The sequence below is a fragment of the Pararhizobium sp. PWRC1-1 genome (assembly GCF_049897905.1).
GTDB lineage: Bacteria > Pseudomonadota > Alphaproteobacteria > Rhizobiales > Rhizobiaceae > Pararhizobium.
On the sequence record NZ_JAFCXE010000013.1, the window covers coordinates 1 to 19,767 of the forward strand.

General features: G+C 59.9%; 14 protein-coding genes. 12 read left to right on the forward strand and 2 right to left on the reverse strand.

Annotation, left to right across the window (positions count from 1 at the left end; genetic code table 11):
- Positions 1 to 267 precede the first annotated feature (267 nt).
- Both ACP7E0_RS19615 and ACP7E0_RS19620 read right to left on the reverse strand, forming a co-directional pair.
- Complete coding sequence (locus ACP7E0_RS19615) at positions 268 to 666, reverse strand: VOC family protein (RefSeq protein ID WP_426127053.1); 399 nt, start codon at positions 664 to 666, stop codon at positions 268 to 270.
- Positions 667 to 727: 61 nt separating this feature from the next.
- A complete protein-coding gene (locus ACP7E0_RS19620) occupies positions 728 to 1,174 on the reverse strand; it encodes a MarR family winged helix-turn-helix transcriptional regulator (RefSeq protein ID WP_426127055.1) in 447 nt (148 codons plus the stop codon).
- Between the two features lie 75 nt (positions 1,175 to 1,249).
- On the opposite strand from ACP7E0_RS19620, the gene ACP7E0_RS19625 reads away from it, so the two are divergent.
- The 12 genes from ACP7E0_RS19625 (at position 1,250) to glgB (ending at position 19,744) form a co-directional block, all read left to right on the forward strand.
- The gene (locus ACP7E0_RS19625; protein ID WP_426127335.1) at positions 1,250 to 1,978 is read left to right on the forward strand and encodes a DUF899 domain-containing protein; all 729 of its coding nucleotides are present in this window, start codon (positions 1,250 to 1,252) and stop codon (positions 1,976 to 1,978) included.
- A 116-nt stretch (positions 1,979 to 2,094) separates the two neighbouring features.
- Positions 2,095 to 2,574, forward strand: coding sequence for a DUF1579 domain-containing protein (locus tag ACP7E0_RS19630; protein ID WP_426127056.1), 480 nt, complete (start codon positions 2,095 to 2,097; stop codon positions 2,572 to 2,574).
- Between the two features lie 61 nt (positions 2,575 to 2,635).
- Positions 2,636 to 3,406 carry a VOC family protein gene (locus ACP7E0_RS19635; RefSeq protein WP_426127058.1) on the forward strand — a complete coding sequence of 257 codons (771 nt, stop codon included), beginning with the start codon at positions 2,636 to 2,638 and terminating at the stop codon, positions 3,404 to 3,406.
- 72 nt (positions 3,407 to 3,478) lie between these two features.
- On the forward strand, positions 3,479 to 3,865 hold the full coding sequence (locus tag ACP7E0_RS19640; RefSeq protein ID WP_426127060.1) for a VOC family protein: 387 nt from the start codon (positions 3,479 to 3,481) through the stop codon (positions 3,863 to 3,865).
- Positions 3,866 to 3,970: 105 nt separating this feature from the next.
- Positions 3,971 to 5,311 (forward strand): FAD-binding oxidoreductase, encoded by a 1,341-nt coding sequence (locus ACP7E0_RS19645; RefSeq protein ID WP_426127062.1) that lies wholly within the window; start codon positions 3,971 to 3,973, stop codon positions 5,309 to 5,311.
- A 139-nt stretch (positions 5,312 to 5,450) separates the two neighbouring features.
- Entirely contained in the window at positions 5,451 to 8,783 is a 3,333-nt protein-coding gene (locus ACP7E0_RS19650) for a DUF2126 domain-containing protein (RefSeq protein ID WP_426127064.1), read from the forward strand.
- 7 nt (positions 8,784 to 8,790) lie between these two features.
- Positions 8,791 to 11,205 carry a circularly permuted type 2 ATP-grasp protein gene (locus ACP7E0_RS19655; RefSeq protein WP_426127066.1) on the forward strand — a complete coding sequence of 805 codons (2,415 nt, stop codon included), beginning with the start codon at positions 8,791 to 8,793 and terminating at the stop codon, positions 11,203 to 11,205.
- A 36-nt stretch (positions 11,206 to 11,241) separates the two neighbouring features.
- The gene (locus tag ACP7E0_RS19660) at positions 11,242 to 12,120 is read left to right on the forward strand and encodes a transglutaminase family protein (RefSeq protein ID WP_426127067.1); all 879 of its coding nucleotides are present in this window, start codon (positions 11,242 to 11,244) and stop codon (positions 12,118 to 12,120) included.
- 176 nt (positions 12,121 to 12,296) lie between these two features.
- Complete coding sequence (locus tag ACP7E0_RS19665) at positions 12,297 to 13,301, forward strand: pilus assembly protein TadG-related protein (RefSeq protein ID WP_426127069.1); 1,005 nt, start codon at positions 12,297 to 12,299, stop codon at positions 13,299 to 13,301.
- 377 nt (positions 13,302 to 13,678) lie between these two features.
- Positions 13,679 to 14,848, forward strand: a complete 1,170-nt coding sequence (locus tag ACP7E0_RS19670; RefSeq protein WP_426127071.1) for a vWA domain-containing protein — start codon at positions 13,679 to 13,681, stop codon at positions 14,846 to 14,848.
- 223 nt (positions 14,849 to 15,071) lie between these two features.
- Positions 15,072 to 17,537 (forward strand): glycogen/starch/alpha-glucan phosphorylase, encoded by a 2,466-nt coding sequence (locus ACP7E0_RS19675; RefSeq protein ID WP_426127072.1) that lies wholly within the window; start codon positions 15,072 to 15,074, stop codon positions 17,535 to 17,537.
- Entirely contained in the window at positions 17,534 to 19,744 is a 2,211-nt protein-coding gene (gene glgB / locus ACP7E0_RS19680; RefSeq protein ID WP_426127074.1) for a 1,4-alpha-glucan branching protein GlgB, read from the forward strand. Before ACP7E0_RS19675 ends, glgB begins: the two co-directional genes overlap by 4 nt.
- Positions 19,745 to 19,767: the final 23 nt, after the last annotated feature.

Below are 19,767 nucleotides of genomic sequence, written 5' to 3' on the forward strand. Positions count from 1 at the left end.
AAGGTCATCATCATTGCCCTCGCACGCAAAATACTCGCCATCGCAAACGCAATCACGAGGGACAAAACAATTTTTTCACAAACGTAGAAACACAGTTGCCAGCCACGGCGCGTCGGCGCCGTGAAAGGAGTCTTTTGCGTTCAAGGACTTGAACGCGCGGGATCCCGGAACAAGTCCGGGATGACGGAGAGAATATTCTCCAAGCACGATAGAAATTGAAGCCAAGCCTTAGGTTTTTGAGATGTGTCAAAAGACACCAACCCACCATCAACCCGCCGCTTGCGGCTCCATATAGGCCAGCTCCCAGACATGGCCGTCGGGGTCCTGAAAACTGCAGCCATACATGAAACCATAGTCCATCACCGGCCGCCACGCCTTGCCGCCAAGCGACAGGGCCTTGGCCAAGGTCTCGTCCACCTCCTCACGGCTGCCAGCGGAAAGTGCGGTCAACACTTCCGTCACCTTGCTGGTGTCGCTGATCTCGTCGATGATGAATTCCTTGAAGCGCGCCTCATGCATCAGCATGACGAAGATGTTTTCCTCGACAATCATGCACAGCGTATCGTCGCTGGAAAAATCCGGGTTGAAGCCAAACCCGAGCCCGCCGAAAAAAGCCTTCGAGCGGGCGACATCCTTGACCGGCAGGTTTACGAAAATCATCCTCATGAACAGTCTCCTCTTTGCTGATGGGGATTGTCCGCTCCTCAAGCGGACCGGAAATGGATACTCAGGCAAGCGCCAAAAGGTCGGAGCGCAACCGGTCCGGCCGCCCCTCGCCCAGCGCGTCATCGACGTCGGCATGCGTGCTCTTCCAGATCGGCACCGCCACGGACAAAAGCGCATGGCCTGCCGGCGTCAACTTCATCCGCCGCAGCCGGCGGTCTTTATCATCGGTCATGGTGACCAGCAGTCCGCGCTTTTCCAGCGGCTTTAGCGCCGCCGTCAATGTGGTGCGATCCATGGCAAGCAGGCTGGCAACCGGGCCCATGCCCGGCGGCCGCGGGCGGTTGAGCGACATCAGCAGCGAAAACTGCCCGTTGGTCAGGTCGAGCGGCCGCAAGGCCTCGTCGAATTTGCGCGCCAAAACCCGCGCCGCGCGCTGCACATGAAGACATAGGCATGTGTCGCGAACATGAAGGGTGGTCTCGAAGGGAATCACGATGGGCTTTGACATGGGCTAATAATGTTGATATCAACGTATTTAGTCAAGCGGAACGAAACGCGATTTTCTGAGGAAGAATGAACGATGTTGAGCAATCCGGTTGTATCCCGCGAAGAATGGCTCGATGCCCGCAGGGCGCTGCTTGCCACCGAAAAGGAAGAGACCAAACTGCGCGACAAGATCCGCGCCGACCGGCAGAAAATGCCGTGGGTCAAGGTCGATAAGACCTACTCATTCGATACGCCTGACGGCAAAAAGACGCTGGCCGATCTGTTCGACGGCCGCAGCCAGCTGATGATCTACCATTTCATGTTCGGCCCCGACTGGGAGGCCGGCTGCCCCGGCTGTTCATTCCTGTCCGATCACATCGACGGCACGCTTGCCCATCTCAACAATCACGACGTCACCTATGTCACGGTCTCCCGCGCCCCGCTCGACAAGATCGAAGCCTACAAGAAACGCATGGGCTGGAAGTTTCCCTGGGTGTCGTCCTTCGGCAGCGACTTCAATTTCGACTACCACGTCTCTTTCACCAAGGAAGAGCTGGAGAGCGGCAAGGTCTTCTACAATTTCCGCGAAACATCCGGTGACGACGCCAATGACGAGCTGCCCGGCATGAGTGCTTTCATCCGCGACGAGGCCGGCAATGTCTACCACACCTATTCGGATTATGCCCGCGGCGGCGAAGAAATCCTCACGACGCTGATGATCCTCGATCGGGCACCAAAAGGCCGCAATGAAACGTCAACATTGAGCTTCGTGAAGCGTCATGACGAATATGACACTGAACCCAAGGCGCAGTCCTGCTGCGCCTGACATGACGGGCCGGCAATCGCGCTTGAAATCATTCCAGCAAAAGTGCGCAGCGGTTTTGCGTCCGGAATTGTGAAGAACAAGCAGATCGAGCGTTTTCGCGATTCGGAGAAGCAGCGATGAAGGCAGACCTTGTTGACGAACACCACTGGCTGCAACAACTGACGGGCAGATGGCGCGTCACCTTCGATCCACCAGAGGGAAGCGATCACCAGGATGCGGGCGGCACTTGGGAAGAGAACGTCCGTTCGCTTGGCGGCACATGGATCGTTTCGGAAACCACCGGCACCATGGCGGATGGCAGCGAGGCCACCAACATCCTGTCGCTCGGCTACGACCCGGCAAAGAAGCGCTATGTCGGATCCTTCGTCAGCTCGGCCATGACGAACCTGTGGATCTACGAAGGCACGCTCGATGATACCGGCACGGTGCTGACGCTCGACTGCGAAGGTCCCGATTTCGATACCCCCGGCCAAACCGCCCGCTACCAGGACATCATCACCATTAGGGACGTGGATACCCGCAATTTTTCGTCCCGCATCCGCAGTCCCGACGGCACGTGGAAACCGATCATGTCGTGTAATTACAACCGTATTTGACCACTCTAACCACCTGCATTCCCTGCCAAACGGCCACACAACATCAAAGAGGAGGACTAAAATGAGCGATAAACATGGCGCGTTCGTCTGGTACGAACTGATGACCACCGATACCAAGGCGGCCGAAGCTTTCTACGACGACGTGGTCGGCTGGACCTCCGTCGATTCCGGCATGCCCGATGCGAATTACACGCTGTTCAAGACCAATGATGTACGCGTGGCCGGCCTGATGACGCTGCCGGAAAGCGCCCTGACGATGAACATTCCGCCCGCCTGGCTCGGCTATGTCGGCGTCGATGATGTCGATGCGGCAGCCAAGAAGCTCGCCAAGCTCGGCGGTACGGTCCATCGCCAGCCGGAAGATATTCCAGGCGTTGGCCGCTTCGCCGTTGTCGCCGATCCGCACGGCGCGGTTTTTGCGCTGTTCAAGGGTGACGGCGAAATGCCTGATATCAAGCAGATGGACCCCGGCAGCATCGGCTGGCACGAACTTATGGCCGGCGATCTCGCCACCGATCTCCCCTTCTATCAGGAGATGTTCGGCTGGAAGAAGGATGAGGGCATCGATATGGGCGATATGGGCACCTACCAGCTCTTCGCCCATAATGGCGCGCAGATCGGCGGCATGATGACGAAACCGGCCACCGTCCCCGCACCGCCCTATTGGGGCTTCTACTTCAACGTCGGCGCCCTCGATGCCGCCATCGCACGCTCGACCGCCAACGGCGGCAAGGTCGTCAACGGTCCGATGGAAGTTCCCGGTGGCGCCTGGGTGGCCAATTGCGTCGATCCGCAGGGCGCCTATTTCAATCTTGTGGCAATGAAGCGGTAACCCGCTCATCCTGTGACAAGACGCCGGCGCAAAACCGCAGGCGCCTTGTCGCCGGCCCTTCCTGGAGATCCCATGAAGCTGGACGCAATCGAGGTCATTACCCTTTTCATCGACGATATCGATGAAGCCAAGTCGTTCTACCAGACGGTCTTTACGCCCGATATCCTCTATGAGGACGACGTTTCCGCAATACTGAAATTCTCCGGCACGCTGGTCAACCTGCTCAAGTCGACGGAAGCACCCGAACTGGTGACACCCTCAACTGTGGCCAAGCCATTCTCCGGCTCCCGCGTTCTCCTGACGATCAAGGTCGATGATACTGATGCCGTCTGCGCCGAGTTGCACCGCCGCGGCGTGACGCTGCTCAACGGCCCGGTCGACCGCCCCTGGGGCCGCCGCACCGCAGCCTTTGCCGATCCCTCGGACCATGTTTGGGAAATCGCGCAGGATCTCGGCTAGCGCGCGGATCCGCTCCACCGGACATTCCCTGCCGTGATTGCAACGGGTCATTTCCGCCTCCTCTAAAATATGCTAGATGTCGCCAGTCTTTCGGGGGCACATCTCATGTCCAATTCGCTGCTAGACGCACTTTCTACCGCAGAACTTCTGTGCCCGGTGATCACCGCCGGCCATGAAGACTATGATCGTTACCGCAAGGTCTGGAACGGCATCGCCGATCGCCTGCCCCTCGCCATCGTACGCCCGCAGACTGTCGAGGATGTCCAAAAGGCGGTACGCGCCGCCGCCTCATCCGGCGCACTTCTCGCGGTGCGCGGCGGCGGTCACAGCTTCCCGGGCCTGTCGACCTGCGATGACGGCCTGGTGCTCGACATGTCCCTCCTCCGTTCCGCCGTCATCGACGACGACAACCAGACCGTCGAGGTCGGCGGCGGGGCGCTGCTTGGCGATCTCGACCGCACCACGGTTCCCAAAGGCTATGTTGTCCCGGCAGGTGTGATCTCCCATACGGGTGTCGCAGGACTGACGCTGGGAGGCGGCATGGGCTGGGCGAGCCGGAAATATGGCCTGACGATCGACAGCCTGCTGGGCGCCGAGATCGTCACTGCGAGCGGCGATATCGTCTGGACGAGCGCCACATGGAATCCGGAATTGTTCTGGGGTATCCGCGGTGGCGGCGGAAATTTCGGCATTGTCACGCGCTTCAAGTTCCGGCTGCATGCGCTGACCGGGATCGTTGCCGGCCAATGGACCTATCCAATGGAAAATGCCCGGCAGGTCCTGTCTTCGCTGCGCGATCGCGCCCGCCAGCAGCCCCGTGATTTCACCGTGTCCTTCACGGCATCCCAGTCTGGTATCAACGTCACGGCCGTCTGGTCCGGCGACGCCGGGCTCGCCAGAGCCACATTATCACCCTTTGGAGCCTTGGCGGACGGCGCCAGCGGCGGACTGGAAAACCTGTCCTATCTCACCTTGCAAAGCCGCAACGACGTCGCCTTCGCCTGGTCGCGCCGTTACTATGTCAAGGGCGGCTTTTGGTCCGATATCAGCGATCAGGCAATCGAACATATCATCGACGCGATCGCCCACGCGCCGGCGCCAGACTGCGAGATCTATGCCATCCAGCTGGGCGGTGCTGTCAGTGACATACCGGACGATGCAACGGCATATACCGGACGAAACGCCGGATATTATTGGCTGTCCGAACCGATTTGGGACAATATGGCCGACGATGACAAATGCATCGCCTGGGGCCGCTCGACTGGCCGGCTGCTGTCCGATGCCTCGATCACTGGCAACTATGTCAACGAACAGGGCGACACCGGCTCAAGCGTCGCCCGCGATGCCTATGGGCCGGAGAAATATCAGCGCCTCGCACGGCTGAAGGCACGCCTTGACCCCACCAACCTGTTCCGCCTCAATCAGAATATCGAACCGCAGGAATAGCACTTATCAAGCACATACTGATCTTCCCTGCAGGAAATGAATCTTCCCGCCGGGAATTGCGCCTTGCAATCTCTCTTCGCATTGCACAAAATCCCTGCAATGGCGGCATAGACCCGTCATCAAGGGGATAAAAATCCGCATGGCGATCAAAGCAAGCATCTATCACCTGACGCATTACAAGTATGACAAGCCGGTACGGCTCGGCCCTCAGATCATCCGGCTGAAGCCGGCGGCCCATTCCAAGACCAAGGTCATCAGCCACTCGCTCAAGGTCACCCCGGAAAATCACTTCGTCACGCTGCAGCAGGACCCCTACGGCAACTACCTTTCCCGCTACGTCTTCCCCGACCCCGTCACCGAGTTCAAGATCGAGGTCGATCTGGTCGCCGACATGACGGTCTACAATCCCTTCGACTTCTTCATCGAGGAAGAGGCCGAGACTTTCCCCTTCACCTATCCCGAAGATATTCGCGACGACCTGAAGATCTACATGCAGACCGAGCCGATGAGCCCGGCGCTTGCGGAGTATGTCGCCTCCATCGACCTGACGCCGATGCGCACCATCGACTTCATCGTCGGCCTGAACGCCCGCCTGCAGCAGAAGGTCAACTATATCATCCGCATGGAGCCCGGCGTCCAGACGCCGGAAGAAACCCTGCTGTTGGCGCTCGGTTCCTGCCGCGATTCCAGCTGGCTGCTCGTCCAGATCCTGCGAAATCTCGGCCTCGCCGCCCGCTTCGTCTCCGGCTACCTGATCCAGCTTGCCCCCGATCTGAAAGCGCTCGACGGCCCGTCCGGCACCGAGGTGGATTTCACTGATCTGCACGCTTGGTGCGAGGTCTATATCCCCGGTGCCGGCTGGGTTGGGCTTGACCCGACATCCGGCCTTCTGACAGGCGAAAGCCATATCCCGCTGGCTGCCACGCCGCATTACCGCAATGCCGCGCCGATCTCCGGCGGCCTCTATGGCGACGCCAACACCACCTTCGATTTTGCCATGACCGTGTCGCGCGTGGCCGAACATCCGCGCATCACCAAGCCGTTTTCCGAGGAAAGCTGGCAGGCGCTGAATGCGCTCGGCGAACATGTCGACACGGTGCTGAACGGCAGCGATGTGCGCCTGACCATGGGCGGCGAGCCGACTTTTGTCTCCATCGACGATTTCGAATCGGAGGAATGGAACACCGGCGCCGTCGGCCCGACCAAACGCGACAAGGCCGACGAGCTGATCCGGCGGCTGCGTGAACGTTTCGCTCCCGGCGGCTTCCTGCATTACGGCCAGGGCAAATGGTATCCCGGCGAAAGCCTGCCGCGCTGGACCTTCTCGCTCTACTGGCGCAAGGACGGATTGCCGATCTGGCACAATCCCGATCTCATCGCCGCCGAAGGCCAGGATACTAAGGTCACGGACAAGGAGGCAGCAGCGCTTCTCACCGGCATCGCCGCCGAGCTTGAGATCGAACCGGAGATGATCATCCCCGCCTTTGAGGATCCCGCCGAATGGATTATCAAGGAAGGCAGCCTGCCGGAAAATGTCGACCCGGAAAATTCAAAGCTGGAAAGCCCGGAGGAGCGCGCCCGCATCGCCAAGGTGTTCGAGCGCGGCCTGACGACCCCGACCGGCTATATCCTTCCCGTCCAGGCCTGGAATTCCAAGGCCGAGGGCCAGAAATGGATTTCCGAGAAATGGCGCACCCGGCGCGGCAAGATTTTCCTGATGCCGGGCGATTCGCCGATCGGTTTCCGCATGCCGCTCGGCACGCTGCCTTACGTGCCGCCGTCGGAATATCCCTATATCCACCCGGAAGATCCGTCGATCGATCGCCAGCCTCTTCCAGATTACGGAACGCCGGCCAGAGCGCTGGCCGAGGCCTCGCGCAAGGCTGCCACTGACGCCCGCCAGAAGCGCGTCGAGCAGGTGCTGGAAGCGGCGAATGCCGATATCCGGGGCGCAGTTCGCACCGCCATGAGCGTCGAGCCGCGCGATGGACGCCTTTGCGTCTTCATGCCGCCGGTCGAGCGGATCGAGGACTATCTGGAACTGATCGCCGCCGCTGAAAAAGCGGCCAGCGATCTCGGGCTGCCGATCCATATCGAGGGCTATTCACCGCCGCAGGACGAGCGCATCAATGTCATGCGGGTCGCACCCGATCCCGGCGTCATCGAGGTCAATATCCATCCGGCCTCCAACTGGGCCGATTGCGTGGCGATCACTACGGCGATCTATGAGGAAGCCCGTCTCACAAGGCTTGGCGCCGACAAGTTCATGATCGATGGCCGCCACACCGGCACCGGCGGTGGCAACCATGTAGTGGTCGGCGGCAACAACCCCAACAACAGCCCGTTCCTGCGAAGGCCAGATCTGTTGAAGAGCCTTATCCTGCACTGGCAGCGCCATCCGTCGCTATCCTATCTCTTCTCCGGCATGTTCATCGGCCCGACCAGCCAGGCACCGCGCATCGACGAAGCCCGGCATGACACGCTGTACGAGCTGGAAATCGCCATGGCGCAGGTGCCTGTCCCCGGCATGGCACAGCAGCCGCTGCCCTGGATGGTCGATCGGCTGTTCCGCAACCTTTTGACCGACGTCACCGGCAACACCCATCGCGCCGAAATCTGCATCGACAAGCTGTTTTCGCCGGATGGCCCAACCGGGCGGCTCGGCCTCGTCGAGTTCCGCGGCTTCGAAATGCCGCCGAATGCCCGCATGAGCCTTGCCCAGCAACTGCTGGTGCGGGCGCTGATCGCCCGCTTCTGGCAGAACCCGGCCGAAGGCAAGCTCGTCCGCTGGGGCACAACCCTGCACGATCGCTTCATGCTGCCGCACTATGTCTGGCAGGATTTCCTCGATGTGCTCGGTGATCTCCGCGCCAACGGCTTCGATCTCAGACCGGAGTGGTTTGCGGCCCAGCTCGAGTTCCGTTTCCCCTTCTGCGGCGAGGTCGAATATCTCGGCGCCAAGCTGGAAATCCGCCAGGCGCTTGAGCCCTGGCATGTCATGGGAGAGGAAGGTGCCCCCGGCGGTACCGTTCGTTATGTCGATAGTTCCGTCGAGCGCCTGCAGGTGAAGCTGGAAACCGCCAATCCCGAACGCTACACCGTTGCCTGTAACGGCCGTGCGCTGCCGCTCACCAAGACCGGCTTCAACGGTGTTTCCGTTGCCGGTGTCCGCTACAAGGCATGGCAGCCGGTGTCGGGTTTGCATCCCAATCTGCCGGTTAATACGCCGCTTACATTCGACATTTATGATACATGGTCGAAACGTTCGATCGGCGGCTGCATCTATCATGTTGCCCATCCGGGCGGGCGCAGTTACGACACCTTCCCGGTGAACGGAAATGAAGCGGAAGCCCGCAGACTGGCCCGTTTCGAGCCGTGGGGCCACACGGCCGGCGCGTACGCGCTGACGCCCGAAACCCCGCTAGCAGATTTTCCCCTGACGCTCGATTTGCGGCGTCCGGCAGGAGTGTAAAGACTGAATGTCCAAGAAGCAGACGGCGGAAGCGATGCATAGCGAAAACCGGATCGGCGGCGATCCGGTTTTTGGCTATCGTGCGCTTCCCGGCATTGCCGATGAAATGCTCGATACACAGGGCAATGTCCGGCCGGTCTGGCAACATTTTCTCGCCTCCATCGGCCGCATGGACGAGACCGAGCTTTCCAACCGCTTCGCCCGTGCCGACCGCTATCTGCGCGACGCCGGCGTGTTCTACCGGGCCTATGGCACCAAGGAGAATTCGGAACGCAGCTGGCCGCTCTCCCACGTTCCGGTCCTGATCGATGACGTGGAGTGGCAGGCAGTCTCGAAAGGCCTCATCCAGCGCGCCGAATTGCTGGAGCGCATGGCGGCCGATATCTACGGCCCGAACCGGCTGGTCGCGGAAGGTTTCCTGCCGCCATCGCTGGTGGCCGGCAATCCCGAATTCCTGCGACCGATGGTCGGCGTGCTACCCGCCGACGGTCATTTCCTGCATTTCTGTTCCTTCGAAATCGGCCGTGGCCCGGATGGCAACTGGTGGGTGCTGTCGGACCGCACCGAGGCGCCCTCCGGCGCCGGCTTCGCGCTGGAAAACCGTGTGGCGACAACGCGCGCCTTCTCTGATCTCTATGCCGAAACCCATGTCCGTCGTCTGGCCGGCTTCTTCGGCGCCTTCCGCGACGAACTGCAATCGCGCAAGAAACATCCGGACGATCGCATCGCCGTTCTGACCCCCGGCGTCGCCAACGAAACCTATTTCGAACACGCCTATATCGCCCGCTATCTCGGCTTCATGCTGCTGGAAGGGGAAGACCTGACAGTTATCGACGGCCGCGTCATGGTCCGCACCGTGGCTGGCTTGAAGCCCGTCGGCGTGCTCTGGCGCCGCCTCGATGCCGCCTTTGCCGATCCGCTGGAATTGAACCAGAGCTCGCATATCGGCACGCCGGGCATTGTCGAGGCGCTACGCTCCGGCTCGGTGTCGATCGTCAATTCGCTCGGCTCCGGCATTCTCGAAACCCGCGCCTTCCTCGCCTTCATGCCGACCATCTGCCGCCATCTCCTCGGCGAAGACCCTGTCCTGCCGAGCATCGCTACATGGTGGTGCGGCCAGCAGCCGGAACGCGATCAGGTGGCCGGTAACATCGAGAAGATGGTCATCGGCCCGGCCTATTCCACCCGGCCCTTCTTCGATGACAACGGCCGCTCGGTGCTCGGATCATCGCTACGCGACACCGCCAAGGTCTCGGTCGCCGAATGGCTGCAGACCGACGGCCCGCAACTCGTCGGCCAGGAAGTCGTCACCCTTTCCACCACACCCGCCTGGATCAACGGCAAGCTGACGCCGCGGCCGATGAGCCTGCGCGTCTATGTCGCTCGCACCCGCGATGGCTGGCAGGTCATGCCGGGCGGCTTTGCCCGCATCGGCTCCGGCGCCGATGCCGCCGCCATCGCCATGCAGGCGGGCGGTTCGGCCGCCGACGTCTGGATCGTCAGCCAGAAGCCTGTGGAACACACGACGCTTCTGCCGGCCGAGGAAAGTTTCATCCGCATCATGCCCGGCAGCCTGCCGAGCCGGGCGGCCGACAATCTCTTCTGGCTCGGCCGCTATATCGAGCGGGCTGAAGGCGCGCTGCGCATCCTGCGCGCCTGGCACGGCCGTTATGCCGAAACCGCCAACACCGAAATGCCGCTGTTGAAGGATATCACCGACTACCTAGCCGTGCTCGATATCGATACGAAGCAGCCGGTGCCTGACAGCCTGATGGCCAACCTCAACAGCGCCCTGTTTTCCGCCAGCAATATCCGCGACCGCTTCTCTGCCGATGGCTGGCTGGCGCTCAACGATCTCGCCAAGACCGCCCGCAAATTCCAGTCCACGGTCCAAGCCGGCGACGACGCCACCCATGCCATGACGATCCTGCTGCGCAAGCTCGCGGGCTTTGCCGGTCTGGTGCATGAAAACATGTACCGCTTCACCGGCTGGCGTTTCCTGTCGATCGGCCGCTATCTTGAGCGCGGCCTGCACATGACCCGGCTGCTCGGCCATATGTCCGGCGAGGACGCACCGGATGGCGCCTATGACATGCTGCTTGAAATCGGCGACAGCGTCATGACCCACCGCCGCCGCTACAACGTCAACACCGCAGCCCTCACCGTCACCGACCTTCTGGCGCTCGACCCGCTCAACCCACGCTCGGTTCTCTACCAGCTGAACGAGATAAAGACGGAGGTCGAGCAACTGCCGAACGCTTTCTCCAACGGCCAGATGTCGCCCTTCTACCGCGAAGCCATGAAACTCCACGCCGGCCTCGCCGTCATGACCCCGGAAGCGATGAATGCTGAGGTCTACAACCATCTGGAACAGGAACTCGGCCGCTTCTCCGACATCCTCGCGCAAACCTATCTCGGATAGGATATGACAGACCTCCTGCGCCGGATTTGAGAACCCATGCTCTACGACATCAATCTGCGGATTACCTACACCTACGAAGTTCCGGTCTCCGGCGGCCGGCATGTCGTGCGCGTCCTGCCCTTGTCGCTTCCCGACCGCCAGCGCCTCGTTGCCGGCACCGTCACCTGCACGCCTGCGCCGGAAGAGCGCCGGGATAGCGTCGATTTCTTCGCCAATCCCTCAACCTCGATCCTCTTTCGCAAGCAGCATGAAAAACTGGTGATCCGCATGCAGGCCCGGGTCCAACTAGAACAGCAGCCGCTCGCCGCCGATTTTTCACCCGATCTCACCCGCTTCCCCACCGAGATCGCCAATGTCTGGTCGCTAGACGCCAATTCGCCGCATCATTTCCTCGGCGCCAGCCCGCGCCTTCCCGAAGATTCGGCGATCTCGGCCTATGCCCGTGACATCGCCAAACCCGGCATGACCATCCGCCAGATCGCCACAGCTGTCTGCGCAGAAATCCACAAGGACTTCGCTTACGATCCGAAGGCGACAACCGTCGACACGACCCCGCGCGAGGCCTTCAAGCTGAAGCGCGGCGTCTGCCAGGATTTCACCCATGTAATGATCACCGCGCTGCGCAGCCTCGGCATCCCCGCCGGCTATGTCAGCGGCTTCCTCAGAACCATCCCGCCACCGGGCAAGGAACGCCTCGAAGGTGCCGACGCCATGCATGCCTGGGTGCGCGTCTGGTGCGGAACCACGACCGGCTGGCTCGAACTCGATCCGACCAACAATATTTTTGCCGGATTGGACCATATCGTCGTCGGCCATGGCCGCGACTATAGCGACGTGGCGCCGGTCATCGGCGTCCTGAAAAGCTACGGATCGCACAAGACCGAACAGGCCGTCGACGTCATTGCCCTGCAGTGACCCGGAACGGGAAGGGCTTCAGTCCCCTTTCTGGACAGGTCCCGCTCCTAAAAGCTTTGCTTTATCAGCATATTCGAATTTACTTTCAAATTTTACCGGTGTTTTGAACCGGGCCGTAAGACTTACTGGATACATCTCATTTCATGGAAAAATGATTATTCCAGGTAGGTAAAAAAATGGCCCAGCGATCCCGTCTCCTTCAGTCATGCCTCGATTTTGCCGCCGACAAGTCCGGCAATTTTGCAATGCTCACTGCCGTCGTCTTACCCGTGTTCCTGGTTGCGGCGGGATCGGCTGTCGATTTCGGCGTCGCCCGTTCGGAGCGCACCAACCTGCAGGACATCGCTGACGGCGCGGTGCTGGCAGGCGGAGGTGTTTTCGACGGCACCAATTTCTCGACCGCAAAAGCGATGGCCGAGAAATTCATCAAGGCACAGGCCGCCGGTGCGACCGAGGCCGATGCGACGGAAGGCGAAAACAGCCAAGACGTCAAGTTCGGCGTCGTACGTTACAAGATCAGCGCCGTCGACAAGACGCTGACTGTCGCCATGACAGAAACTGTGCCGACAACCCTGATGAAGATTGCGGCGATCAATTCCGTCGATGTAGGCGTCACTGCGTCCGCTTTGTCGCCGATGAAACCGGAAAAGATCACCTTCACGCCAACCAAGGCCCAAGGCTGGTATTTCAAGAGGATTTCCATCCTGGTCCTGCGCAAGGGAGCAAGTACCGAAGAACTCCTCGGCACGGTAACCTATCAGCCGACGACCCAGACCAATGGCGGTCAGGGAACCTACGTGGCCCAACCCGCCGGCATTATCGACCTTGGCAAGTATAGCAACCTCGCGCTGCGTATGGACATCAAGAATGATGGATGCGATGTAGGATACAAAGCGACGGTCAAAAACAGTGCCCTCACGTGCAATAAAAGCACCAAATCGGCAGACCAGTCTTTCAACTCCGTCCTGCGTACGGATGACCCTGCCACGAGCAACCATCTGTTCGTTGACGGCAAGCAGGTTCCACTCGGCGTCAAGGCGTCGCTGGAGAAGTATTTCGGCTGCACGCAAAAACAGGAACATGCCTGGGAAGATGGCGGCGGCTGGGATCGGCAGGACTTTTTCTATACCGTCACCGCGACCTGCGGTGCCGACGGAACTTATGTCCGCCTCGTCAAGTAGACGATGCCGGCAAACATCATCAAATCGAAACCCGTTCCCACGCCTGTGACTGGCGTCCGGGAGCGGTGTGCTGAAATGCGGCGCTCGCCTACAACCAGATCACGCTTTTGGCGTCTTTTTCCTGTGGTGACCCGAATTGGGAACGCCTCCGTCTCTATTTCGGACACCAAAAAATCAGTCAAAAGCCTGCATTCCAGCGTTTATTAAAATTACACTCAATTACAACCATAGAGTTAAACAGGATCGTAAGACTTACAAGATAGACGTCATTTCGTCAAAAAAGCAACGTCTGTTCCGAGTGGGGTATAATGGCAAAGCGATCCAAATTTCTTTATTCCTGTGCAAATATTATGCGCGACCGCGGTGGAAATTTTGCCATGATAGCCGCGTTGGTAATCCCGGTATTGTTGGCATCGGGCGGCGTCGCGATCGACATGACGAACATGATGCTCGCCAAAAACCAGCTGCAGGACGCAACAGACGCGGCAGCGCTTGCCGCATCGTCCGCGCTCATCAATGACGCGGTGAGCATGGAACAGGCAAAGAAAATCGCTAGAGATTTTGTCAAGTCGCACACGCAGAGCGCATTGACGGCCGGCATGACCGCCGAAGAGATTGCCGCCTTCGAAGCAGCATTTCTCAAGAACACCAATGTCGACATCACTTCGGATCCAACCACGACTACCCTGACCAGCAGCAAGGCCTACAACGTCAGTGTATCGTCGAAATTCGAGTTTCCGCTGAATGCCTTCACCCGGCTTCTCGGCCAGAAAAGCACGGAAATCGCGACGGCGAGCAAGTCCTTCAGCTCATCGGAAACGAAAAACGCCGTCTCGATGTTCCTGGTCCTCGACCGGTCCGGCTCCATGGGCGAAGACACGGCGACAGTCGTCGAAGACAAGCCGACCAAGATCGAAAAGTATTCATGTGGCACGAACAATCGACCCAAGACCTGCGAACGCGAGGTTCCCAATTACATCACGAAGATCGATGCGTTGAAGGACGCAACGAAAAGCCTGACGGGTTACTTCAAGGCAGCCGATCCGGACAAGCTCCTCGTCAGAACCGGTGCGGTCTCCTACAATGCATCGATGCAGAAACAGACCGATCTGACCTGGGGAAGCGACGCCGTGGACAATTATGTCAAGGCACTGACGGCAACTGGCGGAACGGACTCCGGAGATGCCTTTGAGACCGCTTACGAGAAGCTCGTCTTGGAGAAAAATGGCAAGATGGTCGAAGAAGCCGAACACTTGACCAAAAACAAACAGGTTCCGACAAAATACATCATCTTCATGACCGACGGTGACAACAATTACACCTCCGCAGACACTGAGACGGAAAAGTGGTGCAACAAGGCAAGAGCAAAAAACATCCAGGTCTATACGGTCGCATTCATGGCGCCTGCGCGAGGTCAGAAACTGCTCGGCAAGTGCGCGACCACGACAAGTCACTATTTCAAAGCTGAGGATGCGGAGCAACTGAACGCCGCATTCAAATATATCGGCGAAAAAGCCTCGGCGATGACTGTTCGCCTCACGCAGTAACCGCTTTTATCACCGAAATCACAGGCCCGTTCCGGCACTCCGGAGCGGGCTTTTCCGTGTTATCCGGTAAATCGCAAGCCGTTTCGAACGTACCGTCTTCTACAATTTTCATCTTATTGAAAACGCTATTGCAAGCGCTTCGTATCGGTGCATAAATCGCTCATATGCCCCGTTGGTGTTCGCCTCCGGTCTCCCAAACCGCACGCAGAGGTAAGCCTTTTCCATGATCGATCGTTTGTCCAACGAGAAAATTCCGAGCGCCGCGCCCCGCGCTTCGAGCTCCGACGTCCTTGCCCAGGAAATCATCGAGCGCCTCACCTATCGTATCGGCAAGGACCCGAAGGTCGCAAAGCCGCATGATTGGCTGACCGCCGCCATCCTGGTGGTGCGCGACCGCATCACCGACAACTGGATGGAATCGACACGCAAGACCTATGCCACCGATGCCAAGCGCGTCTATTACATGTCGCTCGAATTCCTGATCGGCCGCCTGATGCGCGATGCCGTGACCAATATCGGCCTGATGGACGAGCTGCGCGAGGCGCTGGCCTCGTTCGGCGTCGATATCGACGTCATCGCGGCCCTTGAGCCGGACGCAGCGCTTGGCAATGGCGGCCTTGGGCGCCTGGCTGCCTGTTTCATGGAGAGCATGGCGACCGTCGATATCCCGGCCTATGGCTACGGCATCCGTTATGTCCACGGCCTCTTCCGCCAGCAGATGGCCGATGGCTGGCAGGTCGAGCTGCCGGAAACCTGGCTTGCCCACGGCAATCCCTGGGAATTCGAACGCCGCGAAAGCTCCTACGAAATCGGCTTCGGCGGCTCGGTCGAAACCGTCAATGTCGACGAGGAAGTAACCCGCTACGTCTGGAAACCGGCCGAGCGCGTCATCGCCACGGCCTGCGACACCCCGGTGGTCGGCTGGCGGGCCAAGCGCGTCAACACGCTGCGCCTGTGGACCGCCCATCCGATCGACCCGATCCTGCTCGATGCCTTCAATGCCGGCGATCACATCGGTGCTCTCAGGGAAAGCAACAAGGCCGAAAGCCTTGCCCGCGTGCTCTATCCAGCCGACGCGACGCCGGCCGGCCAGGAACTGCGCCTGCGCCAGGAGTTCTTCTTCTCGTCCGCCTCGCTGCAGGACATCCTGCGCCGCCATCTGCAGCAATATCCGGATTTCACCTCCTTGCCGGACAAGGTGGCGATCCAGCTCAACGATACCCATCCGGCCGTGTCGGTTGCCGAACTCGTCCGTCTTTTGACCGACGTTCACGGCATGGATTTCGAGACAGCCTGGGATATCGCCCGCCACACCTTCTCCTACACAAACCACACGCTGCTGCCGGAAGCGTTGGAAACCTGGCCGGTGCCGCTGTTCGAGCGGCTTTTGCCGCGCCACATGCAGATCGTATATGCGATCAACGCCAAGATCCTGCTCGAGGCCCGCAAGCAGAAGACCCATACCGACCAGGAGGTCCGCAATATCTCGCTGATCGACGAGAGCGGCGACCGCCGCGTGCGCATGGGCAACCTGGCCTTTGTCGGTTCCCACTCGATCAATGGCGTTTCCGCCCTACATACTGAACTCATGAAGGAAACCGTCTTCGCGGATCTGCACCGGCTCTATCCAACACGCATCAACAACAAGACCAACGGCATCACGCCGCGCCGCTGGCTGATGCAGTGCAATCCCGAGCTCGTCACCCTGATCCGCGATGCGATCGGCGATGAATTCATGGACAATACGGAAGCCCTGCAGGCGCTCGATCCCTTTGCCGACAAGCCCGATTTCCAGGAAAAATTCGCCAAGATCAAACGCGCCAACAAGGTCAAGCTTGCCCAGCTGGTGCAGAGCCGCATGGGCATCCGGCTCGATCCGTCGGCAATGTTCGACATCCAGATCAAGCGTATCCACGAATACAAGCGCCAGCTCCTCAATATCGTCGAGGCGATCTCGCTCTACGACCAGATCCGCTCGCATCCGGAACTGGATTGGGTACCGCGGGTCAAACTGTTCGCCGGCAAGGCGGCACCGAGCTATCACAACGCCAAGCTGATCATCAAGCTGGCCAACGATGTGGCCAAGGTCATCAACAACGACCCGTCGGTGCGTGGCCTGCTCAAGATCGTCTTCATTCCCAATTACAACGTCTCGCTCGCCGAGATCATGGTGCCGTCGGCCGACCTGTCTGAACAAATTTCGACCGCTGGCATGGAAGCCTCTGGAACCGGGAACATGAAGTTCGCGTTGAACGGTGCGCTCACCATTGGAACGCTTGACGGCGCCAATGTCGAAATGCGTGACTGGGTCGGTGAGGAGAACATCAAGATTTTTGGGATGACGGCTGACGAAGTCACCAAGCTGCGCGCCGAGGGCCACAACCCCCGCGCCATCATTGAGCAATCGCGGGAACTGTCGCAGGCTTTGTTTGCGATTTCCTCCGGCGTGTTCTCGCCCGACGATCGCAATCGTTTCACCGGCCTGATCGACGGTATCTACAATCACGACTGGTTCATGGTCGCGGCCGATTTCGATGCCTATACCAAGGCGCAGCGTGAAGTCGACGCGATCTGGACGGACACGGCCAGCTGGTATTCCAAGACCATCCGCAACACTGCGCGCATGGGCTGGTTTTCCTCTGACCGCACAATCCGGCAATATGCCGGGGAAATTTGGAGAGCCGGATGACATCAGTGCCAAAAGACGCCACGCCTACCGTCCCGTCAGCCAGTCTGTCGGCGGAAGAGATTGCGGCGATCCTCGCTGGCACTCATAGCAATCCGTTCGCCGCCCTCGGTGTCCATCCGGCGGGCAAGGAGTTTGTCGCCCGCTGTTTCATCCCCGGCGCCGAAACGGTGACCGCCGAAACACTGGCCGGCAAGGAGATCGGCCCGCTGACACGGCGTGACGATGCCGGCTTCTTCGAGGGTATCATTGCCATAAAAAAGGCCCAGCCGGTCCGCTACCGCGCCCGCAACAGCGGCGGCGAGTGGACCGTCACCGACCCCTACAGCTTCGGTCCGGTGCTCGGCCCGATGGATGACTATTACATCCGCGAAGGCTCGCATCTGCGGCTGTTCGACAAGATGGGCGCGCATCCGCTCAGGCATGACGGCGCCGATGGCTTTCATTTCGCCGTCTGGGCGCCCAATGCAAAGCGCGTCTCCGTCGTTGGCGACTTCAACGATTGGGACGGCCGCCGCCATGTCATGCGGCTGCGCCAGGACACCGGCATCTGGGAAATCTTCATTCCCGACGTCCCATCAGGTGCCATCTACAAATACGAGATCGTCGGCAAGAACGGCGAACTCCTGCCCTTGAAGGCCGATCCCTTCGCCCGCCGCTCGGAACTGCGCCCGAACAATGCGTCGATGACCACGGGCGAGATCGAACAGGTCTGGCAGGACGAAGCGCACCGGGCGCATTGGGCCAGCGTCGATGCGCGCCGCCAGCCGATCTCGATCTACGAGGTCCATGCCGCATCCTGGCAGCGCCGCGACAATGGCGACATGCTGACCTGGGACGAGATGGCAGAACGCCTGATCCCCTACTGCGTCGACATGGGCTTCACTCATATCGAATTCCTGCCGATCACCGAATATCCCTATGATCCGTCCTGGGGATACCAGACCACCGGCCTCTATTCGCCGACCGCCCGTTTCGGCGAGCCGGAAGGTTTTGCCCGCTTCGTCAACGGCGCCCACAAGGTCGGCCTCGGCGTCATCCTTGATTGGGTACCGGCGCATTTCCCGACCGATGCCCACGGTCTTCGCTGGTTCGACGGCACAGCACTTTACGAGCATGAGGACCCGCGTCAGGGCTACCACCCCGACTGGAACACCGCGATCTACAATTTCGGCCGCGCCGAGGTGTTCTCCTATCTCGTCAACAACGCACTCTACTGGGCCGAAAAATTCCACCTGGACGGTTTGCGCGTCGATGCGGTCGCCTCGATGCTTTATCTCGACTATTCGCGCAAGCATGGCGAATGGGTGCCGAACGAGTATGGCGGCAACGAGAACCTCGATACCGTCCGCTTCCTGCAGACGATGAACAAGGAAGTCTATGGCAGCCATCCCGGCATCATTACCATCGCCGAGGAATCCACGTCATGGCCGAAGGTCTCGGCGCCGGTTCATGCCGGCGGCCTCGGCTTCGGCTTCAAGTGGAACATGGGCTTCATGCACGACACGCTGCAATATCTGCAGCGCGAACCGGTCCATCGCAAGCACCACCACAACGACCTGACCTTCGGCCTGCTCTACGCCTTCAGCGAGAATTTCGTGCTGCCGCTCAGCCATGATGAAGTGGTGCACGGCAAGGGCTCGCTGATCGCCAAGATGGCCGGCGACGACTGGCAAAAATTCGCCAATCTCCGCGCCTATTACGGCTTCATGTGGGGGTATCCCGGCAAGAAACTGCTGTTCATGGGCCAGGAATTCGCCCAGTGGCAGGAATGGGCGGAAGACCGCTCGCTTGACTGGAACCTCTTGGAATATCCCTTGCACGAAGGCATGCGCCGTCTGGTGCGGGATCTGAACGGCACCTATCGCAACAAGGCAGCGCTGCATGCGCGCGACTGCGAGGGCGAAGGCTTCGAATGGCTGATCGCCGATGACCGCGAGAATTCGGTCTTTGCCTGGCTGCGCAAGGCGCCCGGTGAAAAGACCATCGCCGTCATCAGCAATTTCACCCCGGTCTACCGGGAAAACTATACGATACCGCTGCCGGTGGAGGGGCGGTGGAAAGAAATTCTCAACAGCGATGCCGAGATTTACGGCGGCAGCGGCAAAGGCAACGGAGGAGCCGTCCAGGCAACGAAAAACAGTGCAGGCGTCATTACCGCCACCATCACCCTGCCGCCTTTGGCGACACTGATGCTGGAGCAGGAATAAGACACGGCAAGGCGGGCTCCCAA

Excerpts from the sequence above, each read along its gene's own strand:
- ACP7E0_RS19620 (WP_426127055.1), bottom strand. The coding sequence starts at position 1,174 with ATGTCAAAGCCCATCGTGATTCCCTTCGAGACCACCCTTCATGTTCGC.
- ACP7E0_RS19645 (WP_426127062.1), top strand. The coding sequence starts at position 3,971 with ATGTCCAATTCGCTGCTAGACGCACTTTCTACCGCAGAACTTCTGTGC.
- ACP7E0_RS19635 (WP_426127058.1), top strand. The coding sequence starts at position 2,636 with ATGAGCGATAAACATGGCGCGTTCGTCTGGTACGAACTGATGACCACC.
- ACP7E0_RS19630 (WP_426127056.1), top strand. The coding sequence starts at position 2,095 with ATGAAGGCAGACCTTGTTGACGAACACCACTGGCTGCAACAACTGACG.
- ACP7E0_RS19650 (WP_426127064.1), top strand. The coding sequence starts at position 5,451 with ATGGCGATCAAAGCAAGCATCTATCACCTGACGCATTACAAGTATGAC.
- ACP7E0_RS19660 (WP_426127067.1), top strand. The coding sequence starts at position 11,242 with ATGCTCTACGACATCAATCTGCGGATTACCTACACCTACGAAGTTCCG.
- ACP7E0_RS19670 (WP_426127071.1), top strand. The coding sequence starts at position 13,679 with ATGATAGCCGCGTTGGTAATCCCGGTATTGTTGGCATCGGGCGGCGTC.
- ACP7E0_RS19640 (WP_426127060.1), top strand. The coding sequence starts at position 3,479 with ATGAAGCTGGACGCAATCGAGGTCATTACCCTTTTCATCGACGATATC.
- glgB (WP_426127074.1), top strand. The coding sequence starts at position 17,534 with ATGACATCAGTGCCAAAAGACGCCACGCCTACCGTCCCGTCAGCCAGT.
- ACP7E0_RS19675 (WP_426127072.1), top strand. The coding sequence starts at position 15,072 with ATGATCGATCGTTTGTCCAACGAGAAAATTCCGAGCGCCGCGCCCCGC.
- ACP7E0_RS19615 (WP_426127053.1), bottom strand. The coding sequence starts at position 666 with ATGAGGATGATTTTCGTAAACCTGCCGGTCAAGGATGTCGCCCGCTCG.
- ACP7E0_RS19655 (WP_426127066.1), top strand. The coding sequence starts at position 8,791 with ATGTCCAAGAAGCAGACGGCGGAAGCGATGCATAGCGAAAACCGGATC.
- ACP7E0_RS19665 (WP_426127069.1), top strand. The coding sequence starts at position 12,297 with ATGGCCCAGCGATCCCGTCTCCTTCAGTCATGCCTCGATTTTGCCGCC.